15 protein-coding genes are annotated in these 17568 nt (G+C 47.7%); 14 read left to right on the top strand and 1 reads right to left on the bottom strand.

Annotated features, from left to right (window positions below; all coding sequences use genetic code 11):
• Window positions 1-5: 5 nt before the first annotated feature.
• The 8 genes from fmt (at window position 6) to spoVM (ending at window position 8502) form a co-directional block, all read left to right on the top strand.
• Window positions 6-944: a methionyl-tRNA formyltransferase gene (fmt, locus tag H1230_RS20210; protein ID WP_239711702.1), complete on the top strand. Its 939-nt coding sequence runs from the start codon at window positions 6-8 to the stop codon at window positions 942-944.
• Window positions 941-2365: a 16S rRNA (cytosine(967)-C(5))-methyltransferase RsmB gene (gene rsmB / locus H1230_RS20205; protein WP_239711701.1), complete on the top strand. Its 1425-nt coding sequence runs from the start codon at window positions 941-943 to the stop codon at window positions 2363-2365. The genes fmt and rsmB overlap by 4 nt, the downstream gene beginning before the upstream one ends.
• Before the next feature lie 151 nt (window positions 2366-2516).
• On the top strand, window positions 2517-3557 hold the full coding sequence (gene rlmN, locus H1230_RS20200) for a dual-specificity RNA methyltransferase RlmN (protein WP_239711700.1): 1041 nt from the start codon (window positions 2517-2519) through the stop codon (window positions 3555-3557).
• A gap of 6 nt (window positions 3558-3563) precedes the next feature.
• Window positions 3564-4340: a Stp1/IreP family PP2C-type Ser/Thr phosphatase gene (locus H1230_RS20195; RefSeq protein ID WP_239711699.1), complete on the top strand. Its 777-nt coding sequence runs from the start codon at window positions 3564-3566 to the stop codon at window positions 4338-4340.
• Window positions 4337-6508: a Stk1 family PASTA domain-containing Ser/Thr kinase gene (gene pknB, locus H1230_RS20190; RefSeq protein ID WP_239711698.1), complete on the top strand. Its 2172-nt coding sequence runs from the start codon at window positions 4337-4339 to the stop codon at window positions 6506-6508. Before H1230_RS20195 ends, pknB begins: the two co-directional genes overlap by 4 nt.
• A gap of 147 nt (window positions 6509-6655) precedes the next feature.
• Window positions 6656-7561: a ribosome small subunit-dependent GTPase A gene (gene rsgA, locus H1230_RS20185; protein ID WP_239711697.1), complete on the top strand. Its 906-nt coding sequence runs from the start codon at window positions 6656-6658 to the stop codon at window positions 7559-7561.
• Between the two features lie 4 nt (window positions 7562-7565).
• Window positions 7566-8231 carry a ribulose-phosphate 3-epimerase gene (rpe, locus tag H1230_RS20180; protein ID WP_239711696.1) on the top strand — a complete coding sequence of 222 codons (666 nt, stop codon included), beginning with the start codon at window positions 7566-7568 and terminating at the stop codon, window positions 8229-8231.
• A 190-nt stretch (window positions 8232-8421) separates the two neighbouring features.
• Window positions 8422-8502: a stage V sporulation protein SpoVM gene (spoVM, locus tag H1230_RS20175; RefSeq protein ID WP_020431362.1), complete on the top strand. Its 81-nt coding sequence runs from the start codon at window positions 8422-8424 to the stop codon at window positions 8500-8502.
• 84 nt (window positions 8503-8586) lie between these two features.
• On the opposite strand, the gene rpmB is transcribed toward spoVM, so the two are convergent.
• Entirely contained in the window at window positions 8587-8775 is a 189-nt protein-coding gene (gene rpmB / locus H1230_RS20170) for a 50S ribosomal protein L28 (RefSeq protein ID WP_154117487.1), read from the bottom strand.
• Window positions 8776-8966: 191 nt separating this feature from the next.
• Between rpmB and H1230_RS20165 the strand changes: the two genes are divergently transcribed.
• The 6 genes from H1230_RS20165 (at window position 8967) to H1230_RS20140 (ending at window position 17528) form a co-directional block, all read left to right on the top strand.
• On the top strand, window positions 8967-10751 hold the full coding sequence (locus H1230_RS20165; protein WP_239711695.1) for a DAK2 domain-containing protein: 1785 nt from the start codon (window positions 8967-8969) through the stop codon (window positions 10749-10751).
• 83 nt (window positions 10752-10834) lie between these two features.
• The gene (locus tag H1230_RS20160) at window positions 10835-11695 is read left to right on the top strand and encodes a DegV family protein (RefSeq protein WP_239711694.1); all 861 of its coding nucleotides are present in this window, start codon (window positions 10835-10837) and stop codon (window positions 11693-11695) included.
• Window positions 11696-11707: 12 nt separating this feature from the next.
• Window positions 11708-13759, top strand: coding sequence for an ATP-dependent DNA helicase RecG (recG, locus tag H1230_RS20155; protein ID WP_239711693.1), 2052 nt, complete (start codon window positions 11708-11710; stop codon window positions 13757-13759).
• Window positions 13760-13826: 67 nt separating this feature from the next.
• Window positions 13827-14117 carry a stage VI sporulation protein F gene (locus H1230_RS20150; protein ID WP_154117483.1) on the top strand — a complete coding sequence of 97 codons (291 nt, stop codon included), beginning with the start codon at window positions 13827-13829 and terminating at the stop codon, window positions 14115-14117.
• A gap of 193 nt (window positions 14118-14310) precedes the next feature.
• Window positions 14311-14679, top strand: a complete 369-nt coding sequence (locus tag H1230_RS20145) for a DUF2500 domain-containing protein (RefSeq protein ID WP_239711692.1) — start codon at window positions 14311-14313, stop codon at window positions 14677-14679.
• Window positions 14680-14819: 140 nt separating this feature from the next.
• A complete protein-coding gene (locus H1230_RS20140) occupies window positions 14820-17528 on the top strand; it encodes a calcium-translocating P-type ATPase, SERCA-type (RefSeq protein ID WP_239711691.1) in 2709 nt (902 codons plus the stop codon).
• Window positions 17529-17568 lie beyond the last annotated feature (40 nt).

Below are 17568 nucleotides of genomic sequence, written 5' to 3'. Positions count from 1 at the left end.
AGGAAATGAAGATTGTATTCATGGGCACACCTGCCTTTGCAGTACCCTGCTTGCAGATGCTGATTGATGAGGGTTATGAAGTTGTGGCCGTAGTTACCCAGCCCGATCGTCCGCAGGGCAGAAAGAAGAACCTGGTTCCTTCACCGGTCAAAGAAGCAGCAATGTCACTGGGATTGCCTGTGATTCAGCCAGAGCGGATGCGCCGTCCTGAGGCAGTAGCTGAGCTAGCCACCTATGCGCCGGATTTAATTGTTACAGCAGCTTACGGACAGATTTTGCCCAAAGCGGTACTGGATTTACCTCGCAACGGCTGTGTGAATGTTCACGGTTCGCTCTTGCCCAAATACCGGGGCGGTGCGCCGATTCAACGCTGCATTATAAATGGTGAGAAGGAAACGGGTGTAACCCTAATGTATATGGCTGAAGGACTGGACACCGGAGACATGATCTCTCGTGTAGTTGTACCGGTTGAGGATGAGGATACTTCCGGCATCCTTTTCGGTAAGCTGAGTCTGGCTGGACGGGATCTGCTGAAGGCTGAAATGCCACGATTGGCGGCTGGACGACGCTCAGCAACTCCACAGGACGACAGCGAAGCGACCTACGCGCCGAACCTGAGCCGTGAGGATGAACGGATAGATTGGAACGCAAGATCGCTGGATACGTATAATCGCGTTCGTGGCTTGGTCCCCTTCTCGGGTGCGTTCACGCTCTGGAACGGAGAGACATTCAAGGTTTGGGCCGCTAAAGTTGCTGTGCAAGGAAAGAATGGGAACCATAAAGAACCTGGAACGGTATTGTCTATAAACGAGCAGGGCGTAGAGGTGAAGACCGGAGACGGTAGCATACTGCTGACATCGGTACAGCCAGCAGGCAAAAAAGTCATGAGCGCTGCTGATTTCAGCCGTGGTGCCGCAATGAAGCCTGGCACGGTGTTAATATGACCGCGGGTAATAACGTCACCGGAGGCAGCGGTGTGCGTGGGAATCAGACCGGAAACCCTAAGAAATCCTCGGCCGGCTCAGCTCGGGAAGTTGCACTTGATATTCTCGTCAGAGTGGAGCAGCAGGGAGCATACAGCAATTTGCTGCTGAACAGCAGTCTGCAAAAATCAAGTTTAAGCCGAGAGGATATCGGATTGGTAACCGAACTCGTCTATGGTACAATCTCTCGGACGTATACGCTTGATTATGTGCTTGGAGATTTCGTTAGTAAAGGAATCGCTAAGCTGCAGCCATGGGTACGCAACCTGCTGCGTCTCAGTTTATACCAAATTATGTATCTGGATCGTATCCCTTCTCATGCTGCCGTTAACGAGGCTGTGAATATATCCAAGAAACGCGGACATCAAGGTATATCCGGTATGGTCAACGGCGTTCTTCGCAGTGTTCTCCGTGCTGGAGAATTACCTAAGCTGTCTGAACATCTTCGCGTCGATGAGCGTATTGCCATTCTGCATTCCCATCCGCTCTGGATGGTGCAGCGCTGGATTGCCGAGTATGGTGCTGATACTGCCGAAGCTATCTGCGCTGCCAACAATGAGCCGCCTGCAGTCAGTGTACGTGTGAACACTACGATGATCAGTCGCGATTCTCTGCTCCATCAAATGGTTGAACAAGGTCTGCAAGCTGCACCATCTAAGGTTACCCCGTTTGGTATTGTCGTCAAAGGTGGCGGCAATCTGGCACTTTCCTCCTGGTATCGTGACGGCTATCTATCCATTCAGGATGAGAGCTCCATGCTTGTGGCGGAGGCTGTAGCTCCGGAGCCGGGCATGAGAGTGCTTGACTGCTGCGCCGCTCCGGGTGGCAAGAGTGCACACATGGGTGAGCTGATGAAAGATGAGGGTTACATCTATGCTAATGATTTGCATCTTCATAAGGCCAAGCTGGTCTCTGACCAAGCTCAGCGTCTTGGATTAGCATGTATTGTAACTGGGAGCGTTGATGCGTTGGAGCTGGAACAAACCCTCGAACCTGAATCTTTTGACAGAGTCTTGCTTGATGCGCCTTGTTCTGGTCTTGGTGTAATCCGCCGCAAGCCCGATCTCAAATGGCGTAAGCAGCCGGAGGATGTGGCTAGCGTAGCCAAGCTGCAGGGAGAACTATTGCAATCGGTCTCCAAGCTGTTGAAGCCGGGAGGTGTGCTGGTCTATAGTACCTGTACAACAGAACAAGCAGAGAACAAGGAAATTGTTGCAGCCTTCCTGAAGCAGAATCCTAACTTCGCTTCAGTAACCTTTGCTTCACCTTTATGGGAGAGGCTGGAGGGAACTGCTCTTGCTGCAGGAGAAGGTCTTCAGCTTTTGCCACAGCATTACGGTAGTGATGGGTTTTATATTGCTCGGCTTCAGCGGAACACCTAATCTAGCAAATTCACAACCTTTTCTGGTCTTCCCCGTCCACTGGACTCCGGTGCGGCGGGCTTTTTCTTTTACCGTCTCTGAAATTTGTGTTAAAATAGGAAGAATGAGAAATAATATGCATATCCTTATGAAAGAATAGGTGCTAATAATAATGAAACCTTTAATATATGATTTCTCTTTGGAAGAGTTACAGCAGTGGGCGAAGGACAATGGAGAACCTGCTTTTCGCGGCGGACAAATCTTTGACTGGCTGTATGTGAAGCGTGTAACGGAATTCGAGTCTATGAGTAATTTGTCCAAATCGCTGCGTGAGAAGCTGAGTGAACAGTTTTCGATTCTGGCATTGACAGAGATTACGAAGCTGGAATCAAAGGATGGTACAGTGAAATTCCTGTTCGGTCTGCATGATGATCATGCGATTGAGACAGTTATTATGAAACATAATTATGGCAACAGCGTTTGTGTAACGACACAGGTCGGCTGCCGAGTCGGCTGTACCTTCTGCGCATCTACTCTTGGTGGGTTGAAGCGGGATTTAACGGCGGGTGAGATTGTTGCTCAGGTTGTTCGTTCTCAGCAAATTTTGGATACACGCGGCGAACGTGTCAGCAGCATAGTCATTATGGGTACTGGCGAGCCATTCGAGAATTATGACGCCACAATGAGATTTCTGCGTCTCATGATCCACGAAAAAGGTCTTAATATTGGACAACGTCACATTACTGTCTCAACAAGCGGAATCGTACCCAATATCTATAAATTCGCTGATGAGGATACACAGATTAATCTGGCGATTTCGATTCATGCTCCTAACGATGCGCTTCGTTCGAAACTGATGCCGGTTAACCGACGCTTCCCGTTTGATGATGTGATTGAGTCATTACGCTATTATCAGGCCAAGACAGGTCGACGCGTCAGCTTTGAGTACGCTCTGATCGGTGGTATCAATGACCAGCCAGAGCATGCGGAAGAGCTGGCTGGCGTGCTAAAAACAATGTTATGCCACGTCAACCTGATTCCGGTAAATCATGTGCCGGAACGCAAATATGTACGTACTTCACGCAATGATATCTTTGAGTTTCAACGTATTCTGTCCGATCATGGCATAAATGTTACTATACGTCGTGAGCAAGGCCATGACATAGCGGCCGCATGTGGACAGCTGCGCGCCAAACATATGGAGTTGGGGTGAGGATATTTGATCAGAACAGTTCATGCCAGCGATATTGGTCGGGTCCGTTCCGTCAATGAGGATTCGGTCTGGATCGGTGCTACGCGTCACGGTTACACACTCGGCATTATTGCCGATGGAATGGGCGGACATTTGGCGGGTGAAACCGCAAGCTCGCTCGCTTTGGATACGATAAGGAATAGCCTCGACGGGTTACAACCTGATCTGCCGGACGAGGAACTGAGTACTGCATTATCCGCCGCCATACTGGAAGCAAATGACACTGTTTATAAGAAAGCTTCCAGCGACGAAAAGTATCATAATATGGGTACGACCGTCGTAGTTGCTCTGATAAAGGGTTCCCATGGATACATAGGCCATATCGGAGACAGCAGAGCTTACAAGATAAAGGACAGTGTGGCCATTCAGTTAACCGAGGATCATACGCTGGTCAATGAGCTGTTCAAGAACGGCCAGATCAGCTTGGAGGAGCTTGATAGTCATCCACGGCGCAATGTTCTGACAAGAGCATTGGGTACGGATGCTAAAGTCTCTGCCGATCTGTTGCCTGTAAGCTTGGAAGCAGGAGAAGTTCTGCTTATGTGCAGTGACGGGTTAAGCAATTTAGTCAGCACTGAACATCTAGGCAAGGTTGCCGGAATATATGAAATATCGCTTGAGGAAAGAGCGGATCGCTTACTACAGCTGGCATTACTTGCCGGCGGCGGAGATAATATAACCGTCGCTATGTTAGAACATCATGGAGAGGCCGCTGCGCCCGAAGCAAAGGAGTTGGATAGATGATCGGTCACGAGTTGGGAGGCCGTTACCAAGTCATCGAACGGATCGGCGGAGGTGGCATGGCGCTAGTCTATAGAGCCCATGACATCCTGTTAAACCGAAACGTCGCCATAAAAGTATTGCGCAGCCAGTTTGTGCATGATGAGGAATTTATCCGTCGATTTCGGCGGGAGGCGCAATCTGCCGCATCCTTGTCCCATCCAAATGTGGTTAGCATTTATGATGTAGGACAGGAAGATGAAATCCATTATATCGTTATGGAGTATGTAGAAGGTAAGAATCTGAACGAAATTATTAAAGAACGTGCTCCGCTGCAAGTAGACGAGTCTGTACGGATTGCTTCGCAAATCTGCGATGCACTTGATCATGCCCATCAGAATCAGATTATTCACCGTGATATTAAGCCTCATAACATAATGATTGGTCGAAATGGCCGGGTTAAGGTTACAGATTTCGGGATTGCCCGGGCAGTCACTTCAACAACAATAACGCAGACGGGATCAGTTATCGGTTCAGTACATTATTTCTCGCCAGAGCATGCCAAGGGAGTCACAACAGGAGAAAAGTCCGACTTGTATTCATTGGGAATAGTGCTCTATCAGATGCTTACTGCAAGCCTGCCTTTTATAGGCGAAAGTCCGATCAGCGTGGCTTTAAAGCATCTACAAGAGGATTTTGAGGAGCCGAGACTGATCAATCCATTGATCCCACAAAGTGTCGAGAATATTATTATGAGATCGATGCGCAAGAATCCAGAGGAGCGCTACTCCTCTGCTAAGGCAATGTTGCAGGATCTCGAAACCTGTCTGCTCCCTGAGCGGAGAAGTGAAGCTAAGTTGATCTTCCACGATGAAGATGACGAGGATCGGACGCGGGCTATTCCGGCCATCAAGCCCATTAGAAAAAGCAATGGTAACCGCAATGGGGGCGAGGATCGGATGAGGCAAGAGGAAGAGCGGAATCCGGTTCCGACAGGTAAGAAAAAATGGGGACGCCCTGCATTGTGGATTGGCCTTACCTTGTTGCTTCTGCTGGCCATGGCTAGCGTCGTTTGGTATGTTAATTCCAAGCTTGTAGTAAAAGAAGTAGCCGTGCCCTATGTAGTTAACCTGTCATTGGAGGACGCGACAGCTAAGCTTACCGAAGTAGGTTTAGCTGTGGCGGATCCGGTAATCTATGAGTATAACCCAAATTTTGCGGAGAATATGGTCTCAAAACAAAGTAAAAGTAAAGATACGATGGTCAAAGAGGGAACTGACCTCGTGCTCACAGTAAGTACGGCGAAACCTTTGTTGAAAATGCAAGATTTGTCAGGAAAAACTTTTGATGATGCAGTTAAAGTACTGATGGATCAAGGCGTAGCCCAGAGCCGGATTACATCCGATGAACGCTATGACAAGGCAACGCCGTCCGGACAGGTTATTAGCTCAGATCCAATGGCAACCAATGAATTCGATCCTGACACGGCATCAATCGTGCTGTATATCAGCAAAGGTGAAGAAAGCATTACTATGCCGGATCTCACCGGACTGACCGAAGCAGAGGCCAAGGCGAAGCTGGAAGACAACAATCTTGTACTTGGAGATGTCAAAGAAGAACCAAGCTTCTCGATTGAAAAAGGCAAGGTAACAAAACAATGGGCATATGAGAAGGGTGCGGCGGTTCCTCCAGAAACGGCGATCACCATTTATTTAAGTACAGGATACCCTCCGGAAGCTTTGAATTATACTTTTAATGTGCCTGTAGCGCCTTCCGAGAAAGGAAAGAAGACCAAAATCAGGATTGTATTTGCTGACGCACGTAATGATGGCGAGAATCAGGAGTGGGGAACACGCACGATTGGAAAGAGCCAAGTGTTGTCTGTTGATCTTGTTCTGGCACCCAATAAAGATGGAGTAGTATCAATCTATCGTGATGGTGTGTTCTTTGAGACTTATCCTGTTTCTTATGTGGATGCTAAGAATGGCACGGTACAGCTGCCAGAGCCTCCAGTGGAAGCGACTCCCGAACCAACGGTGACGCCTTCTGAAGCACCAGCTTCTGCAGATCCGACAATTGAACCGGAAATATTGCCTGACCCAGGTGCTACTAATGGAGATGCTCCTGTTAATGGAGCTGCGGATCAGACGGGATTTTTAACAGGTAATTCAAAGCATAAAAAAGCTAAGTAAGATTAAGGATAAAGCTAAAGAGTAAAGTGGCAGCAAATCTGGAGATTGAATGACCAGAAGTAATAGTAGTTGCTGCCACAGCGAGGTAACCCGGGTGATTATACTTGGGTTATTTTCGTAAAATCAGGAAAGGACGGCTCATTATGTATGCCTGAAGGAATAATAGTTAAGGCTTTAAGCGGATATTATTACGTTAAACCGCTCCGTGAGGGATTGATAGCGACACAGGAAGAGGCTATTACATGCAGGGCAAGGGGGATATTCAGGAAAAATGGTTCAACCCCACTTGTTGGCGATCATGTTGTCTATTGTCTGACTGAGAATGGAGAAGGCATGGTCGATGAGCTTCACCCGAGAGAATCCGAACTGGTCCGGCCACCTGTAGCTAATGTCAAGCTGGCCGTACTGTTGTTCTCTGTTCGTGAACCGGATATGAATCTGAATTTATTGGATAAGTTCCTTGTTCATATTGAGCACTCAGGATTAAATACACTGATAGTTCTAACGAAACAGGATTTAGCCCAAGATAATGGGGAAGCAACCTTGTATGTCAAAGAACTGTATGAGCGTATTGGCTATGAAGTCATGGTAACTAGCTCACTAACGGGTGCGGGCAGCGAGGAGCTTCGCAAGCGTCTAACCCAAGGTATCAGTGTTTTTGCCGGGCAATCCGGTGTGGGCAAGTCAACCTTGCTGAACCGGATTGTACCGGGACTAAAGCTGGAGACGGGGGAGATAAGCTTGCGTCTTGGCCGTGGCCGTCATACTACCCGCCATGTCGAGCTGATGGACATTGGAGAGGGTGGATTTGTAGCAGATACCCCCGGTTTTAGCCAGCTTGATTTTCTGGAGCTTGGGGTAGAAGAGCTTTCCACTTGTTTTCGTGAGTTTGTCCCCCTTGCAGAGAATTGTAAATTCCGTGGCTGCAGCCATCTGCATGAACCGGATTGCCGTGTGATTGAAGCTTTGGAACAAGGTAAGATCGCCCAAAGCCGTTATGATCATTACCAGCTTTTCTATACTGAAATGAAAGATAAGAAGCGGAGGTACTAAATCCATGATTTTAATTGCTCCATCCTTATTGTCGGCGGATTTTGCAGCTTTAGGCGCAGAAGTGGCAGAAGCGGAAGCTAGTGGCGCAGACTGGATACATGTTGATGTTATGGATGGACAGTTTGTCCCGAATATCACGCTGGGTCCAGCTATTGTCAAAGCTGTATCGGCTCATACTTCTTTACCACTAGACGTTCATCTGATGATTGAAGCACCGGAGCGTTATGTTGCCGATTTTGCAGCGGCTGGAGCAGGAGTGATTACAGTTCATGCCGAAGCTTGTGTTCATTTGCACCGTGTAGTCCATCAGATCAAGGAGCTTGGAATTATGGTCGGTGTAGCCATTAATCCCGGAACTCCGGCTTCTGCTGTGCGTGAGGTGCTGGAGGATGTAGATATGGTGCTGGTAATGACTGTGAATCCTGGATTCGGCGGACAGGCATTTATTCCGAACATGCTGCGCAAAATCCGTCAAATTCGCCAGTGGGCGAACGAAGTGAATCCTGGCTTGCGAATTGAAGTGGATGGCGGAGTAACTGAAGCAACCGCACCTTTAGTTGCTGAGGCTGGTGCAGATGTACTTGTAGCCGGGAATGCTGTTTTTGGGCGGAGCGATCGTGCCGCAGCTATTTTAGCTATACGTACGGCAGCAAATGCAGCGGTTCATTAACAGGCTGCTTCGCAGACTAAAGGTATAGGCCAAGTCCTTAACGCATAAACATGGTTACATGAGCAGAAATCTCATGTAGCCTTTTTTTGAAATATAAGAAAGTATTATAAGAGAGGTCTGCAGTACGTTTGGACAGTGAAATAGAAGAAAGTCTCCTACCGTACGGCATGAATTGATGGGAGGGTAAAACATGAAATTTTACACGTTTAAGCTGCCAAGATTTTTGGGAGGTTTTGTTAAAGCGATTTTGAACACATTTCAGAAAAGCTGAGATTGTAAAAGAAAAAAAGACATGAAAAAAAGCACCTTACAAATGTAAAGGGTGCTTTTTGCTTAATATGAGATATCGCTCGGTCTAAACGCGTTCAACTTTACCGGATTTCAAAGCACGGGTGCTGACGTATACGCGTTTCGGTTTACCGTTCACGAGGATACGGACTTTTTGAACGTTAACTCCCCAAGTGCGACGGTTACGGTTGTTTGCGTGTGACACGTTGTTGCCGCTACCCGGTTTCTTGCCAGTAATAGTACATGTGCGGGACATAGATTACACCTCCTTGTTACTTACACTCGCATAAAACAATACTTTAATATAATATCACAGCAAAAATTGCTAAGTCAACTGCTTCAAAAACATTTATTTCTTTAGAGTCTTATAGTACAATATAAATTAGTGTATTATGTCCAGTTAATCATAGAATTGATTAGGCATGAAGTTAGGAAGGGGAATTCTCATTGAGTAAGCGTTCAATAAACGGAGCAGATTTCACCGCAATGGTTTTGGCTGGAGCGGAGATCCTGCAGCAGCATGCAGAGCACGTCAATTCCCTGAACGTTTTTCCGGTTCCAGATGGAGATACGGGAACAAATATGAATTTGACGATGACTGCAGGCGCGAACGAATTGAAGAAGAATAATACTGCCTCTATTGGCCAATGTGCAGGCGTGCTCTCAAAGGGCCTGTTAATGGGTGCGCGGGGAAACTCTGGAGTTATTTTGTCACAGCTGTTCAGAGGCCTCAGTCGCTATTCTGCACAATATGATGAACTGAACACGCAACAGTTTGCCGCAGCCCTGCAAACCGGAGTGGAGACTGCTTACAAGGCAGTTGTTAAACCGGTGGAAGGTACTATTCTTACAGTAGCTAAGGAAGCTGCGAGACATGCTGTATATTACGCACGGCGTACTAGTGATGTTACGGAGCTGATGACAGAGGTATTAGCCAAAGCCAAGGAAGCATTAGCCAATACACCAGAGCTTTTGCCTATATTGAAGCAAGTCGGCGTTGTGGACTCCGGCGGTCAAGGCTTGGTCTATATCTATGAAGGTTTTCACCAGCATTTGCTGAGCGGAAGTTTCGGTGCGTCTGTGCCTGCATCTGCACCCGGACAAGCTCCGGTACCTATTATTGCCCCAACAACTGTGCTAACTAAACCTGATCACGTATTATCCTCCGTCCAGTCTTCCGCCCAATCACAACTGTCTACGGAAGACATCGAATTTTTATATGATATGGAATTTTTTATTAACCGTCAGCTTGGTGGAAACGCTAAAGCCAATTTTAATGATGAACTTTTTAGGAAAGCGTTATCAGTAAATGGCGATTCAATTATTGTCATTTCGGATGACGACACGATTAAAGTGCATGTGCATTCTACGGCTCCAGGTGAGGTACTTAATTTGGCCTTGCAATATGGGGAGATTACACAGATTCACATTCTTAATATGCGTGAGCAGCATCGGGACCTGCTGTCAGCAGGGATGGATATTGCTCCCATGCCGGATGTATTTGCAGATATTCCTAAAGAGATTAGCAGCATACAGTCTCCAGCTGAGCCACCTGCAGATGATTTGGCGCCCTATGGCTTCATCGCGGTGTCCTCTGGATCAGGGATTGCCGACATTTTCAAAAGTCTGGGTGTAGATGTAGTACTTGCAGGGGGTCAGACCATGAATCCTAGCACTGAGGATTTCGTGAATGCGATCTCTTCGATTTCTGCTACGCATGTTTACATTTTGCCCAATAACTCTAATATTGTACTGGCAGCACAGCAAGCTAAAGAACTGCTGGAAGGCGAACGGGATATCACCGTAATCCCAAGTAAGAGCATTCCACAAGGAATTGCCGCCGCTTTTGCCTTCCAGGAGGAAGATTCTGTAGACACTAATTCAGGTAACATGCTGGAGGCCATCGCACAAGTGAAGTCTGGTCAGGTGACCCATGCTGTTCGAGACACTAGCATTGAAGAATTGAAGATCAAAGCCGGACAGTTTATTGGAATTTCCAATTCCAAGATTGTTGCTGCTGCTGATGATCTGCTGGCAGCCAGTCAGGCACTGCTGTCCAACATGCTGGAGAATGGTGATGAGATTGTCACGATTCTACTTGGAGCTGAAGCAGATGCAAAGATCACTGATTCATTGAGCGAGTGGCTTCAGGAGACTTATCCTGAGGTAGAGGTAGAGGTGCATGAAGGTGGCCAACCGCTGTATTATTATCTCTTCTCAGTGGAGCCTTAGTGTGGCATCGAAGAATTAGTTAGCATAAACACATAATCTTCTCATTCTGAGGTTGGCTTAATTCTAATTTGGGGAGGAATTCCATGAATCGTACCATTATCGTCACCGATAGCACTTCAGATATCCCGCTAGCCATGGTGGAAGCGTACGGAATAAAGGTCGTACCGCTGACATTAATGTTCGGCGAAGAGGCTTTCCGGGATAATCTGGATATGACACCGGAGCAATTCTATGAGCGTCTTCCCCGCTCACCGCAGCTGCCAACCACATCCCAACCGTCACCGATTGAATATATGGATGTGTACCGAAACATCCTGGAGCAGAATCCAGAGTGTTCCATTCTGTCTTTTCATATTTCTTCTGGACTTAGCGGAACCTATCAATCGGCCGTACTGGCTAAATCGATGCTGGAGGAGGCAGGGGAAGGAATAACGGTTGTTGATTCCTTATCCGCTTCCTATGGCTTTGGCTTCATGGTGGTGCAAGCCGCCCGATTGTCAGCTGAAGGTAAGGGACCGCAGGAAATACTGGAGTCTGTAGAACGTCTGCGCCAGTCACGCAAGCTTTATTTTCTGGTGGATACACTTGAATATTTGCAAAAAGGCGGGAGAATTGGCAAAGCGTCTGCGTTCTTGGGCACTTTGCTTAATATTAAGCCGATTCTTTCGATTGATGCAGAAGGCATTATCTATGCCGTTGAAAAGGTTAGAGGCCGTAAGAAGGCAGTCGCACGCATGATCGAGCTGTTCAAGAGCGAATTGCAGGGCGTGGACAAAATCAACGTGGCCGTGGGTCATACGGCTGAACCGGCTTCCGGTGAGGAGTTCCTGAATGAGCTTGCCGGACACTTCACATTGGAAGAGAAAGTGCTGACCAACGTTGGCCCTGTTGTAGGTAGCCATGTAGGTAACGGTACATTAGCCGTATTCATTTGGCCCGCATAATGAGGGATAAACATGACATCGACAATAGATACAATTGAAGTAAAAACAATAACTGGCGTGAGTGCTCAAAAGCTAGGCGAGCTTCACGCCTTTGGCGTCTTTACAGTAAAGGATTTGCTGGAGTATTATCCTTTTCGATATGAAGATTACCGCCCTCGCTCACTTAGTGAGATTAAGCATGGAGACAAAGTGACGCTGGAAGCTAAAGTTATCGGTATTCCTGTGCTGCAGCGTTTTGGTGGCAAGTCACGGCTAAGTTGCAAAATGATAGCAGAGCCCTGGATGTTCACTGCAACCTGGTTTAATCGTCATTATGTGCGCGAGCAACTGACCGTAGGTCGGGAAATTGTGCTCACAGGCAAATGGGATCAGAAGCGCACGCAAATCACCGTGACAGATTATGAGTTTCCGGACCGTGGAGAAGGGAAGACAGGCACGCTGCAGCCGGTCTATTCAATTGGGGGAAAAATTACCCAGTCGTGGATCAGAAAGATCATTAATCAGGGACTTCAGCAGTTCGGAGATATGATTCCGGAGATCTTGCCGCATTCGATTATGCGAAAATATGACTTTATGCCCCGCAAACGGGCCATTGCTACCATTCATCAGCCGGAGGATACTCGGGAGGGTCAACAGGGAAGGCGCAGGATGGTCTATGAGGAGCTGTTCCTGTTCCAGCTCAAGGTACAGTCATTTCGGGTGCTTAATCGCGGTAGAATGGACGGTGTGGTGCATACAGTAGATAATACAACCGTTCGCCAGTTCGTACGAAGCTTGCCGTTTGAGCTTACAGATGCCCAAAAGCATGTGGAACTGGAAATTCTGCATGATATGCGTTCTCCTTATTGCATGAACCGTCTGCTGCAAGGAGATGTAGGTTCAGGCAAAACAGTGCTGGCTGCCATCGCTCTCTTTGCGACCGTTAAATCGGGAAATCAGGGAGCATTTATGGTGCCCACTGAGATATTGGCTGAGCAGCATCTACGCTCGTTAACGAAGATGTTTGAACCCTTTGGCGTCACTGTAGGATTGTTGACAGGCAGTGTGAATGGCCGCAAACGCAAGGACTTGTTAGCAGCGCTGCAAATGGGGATGCTTGATGTTGTTATTGGTACACATGCTCTGATTCAGGAGGATGTCTTCTTCCGTGGACTTGGCGTTGTGGTTACAGATGAGCAGCATCGATTTGGTGTTAACCAGCGCAGCGTCCTGCGCCGCAAGGGTTATAATCCGGATGTGCTGACAATGACTGCGACACCAATTCCGCGTACACTGGCGATTACAGTCTTTGGAGATATGGATGTATCCACGTTATCGGAACGACCCAAAGGACGTATTCCGATCACTACCTATTGGGTCAAACATGATCTCATGGAACGGGTATTGAAACTAATCAGCCGCGAGATCGATCAGGGGCGGCAGGCCTATCTCATCTGCCCGCTCATTGAGGAGTCGGAGAAACTGGATGTACAGAATGCGATTGATCTGCATATTCAGATGGGGCAGGCTTTTCCGAACTACAAGGTAGGACTGCTGCACGGTCGGATGACACCTAGTGAGAAGGATGCAGTAATGCGCGCATTCTATAGTAATGAGCTGCAGCTGCTCATATCTACTACCGTCGTTGAGGTAGGTGTCGATGTTCCTAACGCTACGCTGATGATCATAATGGATGCGGACCGTTTCGGGTTATCGCAGCTGCACCAGTTGCGAGGACGAGTAGGCAGAGGCCAGAATGCCTCTTATTGTGTGCTGGTAGCGGATCCGAAATCAGAGATTGGGCGGGAGCGGATGACCGCGATGACGGAAACGGATGATGGCTTTGAGATTTCACGGCGGGATTTGGCGCTGCGCGGCCCCGGTGATTTCTTCGGAACGAAGCAGAGCGGTCTGCCAGAGTTCCGGCTAGCGGATATGACCGCTGACTTTGAAGTATTGGAGCAGGCGCGTGATGATGTAGCCGAATTGCTTCGGGACGTTGCTTTCTGGACTTCACCTGAATTTGCTCCGCTGCGGAATTATTTGCAGAATGAGCAGATTTTTCAGGGGGATTTAATGGATTAAATAGGCACATGCAGCGTCCAACGCACATATACTATGAAAGATTGGGATATGACGGGAGGTGCTGCGCTTGAGTGGTTATCAACAATTCGGAATTAGCCCCCAACTGGTGGATCGTATTAAATTAAAGATGAAGAATCCACCTGCCAAGGAACGCATCAAGAAGATGATTAATGGAGTCTCGAAGCAAGAGCTGCAGGACACGGCGGTTGTACGCAAACTGGTGCGTAATTCGTCGTCAGTGCTGAACGAGAAGCTGACCTCAGCTCAGGAAGAGCAAATTGTGAAATTTATAATTGCCCAGAAGATTGATCCCAGCAATACCTTCCATCTAATCCGGTTGTGGGGGATGTTCCGTTAAAGCTAGCTGCCAAAGTACTGTTTCACCTATAAGGAATCGCTCTCAGAATGGAAGCAACACGACATTCCGATTGGAGCGATTCCTTTTTTTATGACTTTGCAGTAATTGGAACAATGAAACCAGAGCAGCAGGAAGGCGTATTTTAGTAGCGAAGGTTACTTTTATGAATTTTTTCTGGATGGGAGTGATGAACTTGAACGGATCAGATAGTTTTATGAGTAGCACGCCACTATTTTTTAAGCTGTTTTTCTTGATTATTGTAGGTTTCTTTATTTTCATCATTGTTAGAATGGTCAATTTGTGGATGTCCAACAATGCAAGTCCATTAGTAATAGCTAGGTGTACTGCAGTCACAAAGCGGACGGAGGTATGGGGAGGTTCAGGAGATACCGGTGCTAGCACCAGTTATTACGTAACGTTTGAGCTGGAAAATGGTTCGCGTGTGGAGTTGCAGGTTCAGAGTCGTGTTTTTGGTCTGATCGTCGAGGGAGATTTAGGGGAGCTCTCTTATCAGGGCAGCAGATTTAAGGGTTTTCGACGTGTTGAGGAAACTGCCTACTAGTAAATGTTAGCCACAGGAGATGACTGCCAAATTCTATATTTGGTAAATCCACATATTTTATCCGAATCTCCGAGGCCTTTTTGGGTAAGACTCATATGAGAGGTTTTACCAAATAGGACGACCGGAAGGAGACTGAAGGCTTGAACGCAAATTCATCTAAGGGGCAAGAGGATATTGTTTTCCATACGCTGAGTAAGGAAGAAGTTCTAAAGCGGTTGGAGACTACAGAAGGAGGTTTATCCTCTGGCGAGGTGGAGCAACATCGGCAGCGCTACGGGAGAAATATACTGCAGGAAGCCACAACCAAATCTCTGCTGGCCAAGTTTATTGAGCAATTCAAGAACGTTATGATCTTTATTCTTTTGGCTGCTGCAGTATTGTCAGGGGTACTTGGTGAATGGACGGATACCATCATCATTCTGTTGGTAGTCATTCTGAATGCAGTGCTCGGAGTTGTGCAGGAGAATAAGGCAGAGCAAGCACTTGAAGCTTTAAAAAGCATGTCCTCTCCACAAGCGAGAGTTCGGCGTGGAGGACAGGTTGCTGATATCAAAAGTGAGGAGCTTGTGCCAGGTGACATTGTATTGTTGGAAGCTGGAAATGTTGTTCCTGCTGACCTAAGACTTATCGAAACAGCGTCGCTGCAGACGGAAGAGGCTGCTTTGACGGGGGAATCCTTACCCTCGGATAAGAACGCCGGAGTGCTTAAGGGAAGTGACACTGTCCTTGGTGATCGGACTAATATGGCTTATATGAGCAGCAGTGTGACCTATGGCAGAGGTGTAGGTGTGGTTACAGCTACAGGGATGGAAACGGAAGTTGGTAAAATAGCTGGCTACATTTCTGAGGAAGAATCCGAAGTTACACCGCTGCAGAAGAAGCTGGATGAACTCGGTAAATATTTTACCTATATCATACTAGGCGTATGTGTAATTATCTTTACCGTAGGCATTTTGGAGGGCCGAGAGCTGCTGGATATGCTGCTTACTTCGATCTCACTGGCCGTGGCGGCAATTCCTGAAGGGCTGCCAGCTATTGTGACGATCATTCTGGCGCTCGGGGTACAGCGGATGGCTAAACGTAAAGCGATTATCCGCAAGCTTCCAGCAGTGGAGACATTAGGAAGCACTGAAATTATATGTTCGGATAAGACAGGTACTTTGACGCTAAACAAGATGACTGTTGAGAAATTGCATATTAACGGCGCAACAGTAGAGGCAACTGATGCGCTCTCCACCATGCCAGGAGGGGAATTATTGCTGCAAGCGATGACGCTATGCAATGATTCCAGTATTGAGGTGGGAGAGGGAAAGGGTGCTGAAGAAAGCGGGAAGAGTCGAAGTGGTAAATCCATTATTGGCGATCCTACGGAGACAGCGCTTGTGGATTACGCACTTAGTATTGGCTTTGATAAGCGGGAGCAGGAGCAGAAGTATCCGCGTCGCAGAGAAGTGCCCTTTGATTCAGACCGCAAGCTGATGACGACGATTCATGAAGTGAAAATCGGACGTTATCGAGTGCTGACCAAAGGTGCACCGGATGTACTCTTGTCCAAATGTACTCATATCAATATGGACGGAGAGGTAATACCCCTTACAGAGGAGCATTCGGCGCGTATTATCAGCAGTAACAAGGGTCTTGCAGACGAAGCCCTGCGTGTGTTGGCCTTTGCCTATAGCGAACATGAGCAGCTTGTGGAGAATCCATCACCGGACACAACAGAGACAGGGTTGGTATTCATCGGTCTGATCGGTATGATTGACCCGCCGCGCGATGAGGTTCGCGCTGCTGTTGCTATCTGCCGCAAAGCAGGCATAAGACCAGTAATGATTACTGGTGATCATCGTGATACTGCGGCTGCTATAGCCAAAAGGCTAGGGATCATTGAGGATGATAGCAGTGTATTAACAGGGCGTGAGCTGGATCAAATCAGCGAAGAGGATTTTGCGGAGAAGGTCAGTCATTATTCGGTTTATGCCCGCGTGTCACCACAGCACAAAGTGCGTATTGTCAAAGCGTGGAAACAAAAAGGCAAAATCGTAGCTATGACCGGTGACGGTGTGAACGATGCGCCAGCCCTTAAGGCATCCGATATCGGTGTGGGTATGGGGATCACGGGTACTGACGTTGCCAAAGGAGTATCAGACATGGTGCTGGCGGATGATAACTTCACTACGATCGTTGTTGCCGTTGAAGAAGGACGCAAGGTATACAGCAATATCCGCAAAGCGATTCAGTTTCTGCTCTCCGCCAATCTGGGAGAGGTGCTGACATTGTTTATTGCTACTATGATAGGTTGGCGGATTCTGGAGCCGATACATATCCTTTGGATTAATCTGGTAACCGATACACTGCCTGCTCTTGCGCTGGGACTGGAAAAAGCGAGCGATGACTTAATGTCCAAGAAGCCGCGTATGTCCAGCAGCAGTATTTTTGCTGGGGGTGTGGGAACGGGTATTATCTACCAAGGAGTTGTCGAGGCGGCGCTTACGCTATTCGTGTATAACTGGGCACATACCCATTACAGTGAGGGTGTTGCGGTAACTATGGCTTTTGCCACATTAGGTCTACTGCAAATCACACATGCCTTCAACGTTAGATCCAATACCAAATCGTTATTTCAGATCGGCTGGTTCAGCAACCGTTACATGCTGTGGGCTTCGCTGATCTCCGGATTAATGCTGGTTCTGGTCATTCTAATTCCCGGCTTGAATAATTGGTTTGGTGTATCGCATCTGAACCTTGTCCAATGGGGAATTGTTTGCGCTGCGGCACTGGGGATTGTTGTCATTGTAGAACTGGTGAAGCTGTACATTCGCTCTAGTGACAAGGGAAAAGCGTGGGATTAGTATAAAGCCCCCGTAGGAGGGGGCTATTAATATCAGTCTT

The sequence above is a fragment of the Paenibacillus sp. 19GGS1-52 genome, from assembly GCF_022369515.1.
GTDB lineage: Bacteria > Bacillota > Bacilli > Paenibacillales > Paenibacillaceae > Paenibacillus_AQ.
This window is presented reverse-complemented; position numbering and strand designations above follow the sequence as displayed.

Bases quoted from the DNA above. Each gene is read 5' to 3' on its own strand.
- rsgA (WP_239711697.1), top strand. From the start codon at position 6,656: ATGCCTGAAGGAATAATAGTTAAGGCTTTAAGCGGATATTATTACGTT.
- rpmB (WP_154117487.1), bottom strand. From the start codon at position 8,775: ATGTCCCGCACATGTACTATTACTGGCAAGAAACCGGGTAGCGGCAAC.
- rpe (WP_239711696.1), top strand. From the start codon at position 7,566: ATGATTTTAATTGCTCCATCCTTATTGTCGGCGGATTTTGCAGCTTTA.
- recG (WP_239711693.1), top strand. From the start codon at position 11,708: ATGACATCGACAATAGATACAATTGAAGTAAAAACAATAACTGGCGTG.
- rsmB (WP_239711701.1), top strand. From the start codon at position 941: ATGACCGCGGGTAATAACGTCACCGGAGGCAGCGGTGTGCGTGGGAAT.
- rlmN (WP_239711700.1), top strand. From the start codon at position 2,517: ATGAAACCTTTAATATATGATTTCTCTTTGGAAGAGTTACAGCAGTGG.
- pknB (WP_239711698.1), top strand. From the start codon at position 4,337: ATGATCGGTCACGAGTTGGGAGGCCGTTACCAAGTCATCGAACGGATC.
- H1230_RS20160 (WP_239711694.1), top strand. From the start codon at position 10,835: ATGAATCGTACCATTATCGTCACCGATAGCACTTCAGATATCCCGCTA.
- fmt (WP_239711702.1), top strand. From the start codon at position 6: ATGAAGATTGTATTCATGGGCACACCTGCCTTTGCAGTACCCTGCTTG.
- spoVM (WP_020431362.1), top strand. From the start codon at position 8,422: ATGAAATTTTACACGTTTAAGCTGCCAAGATTTTTGGGAGGTTTTGTT.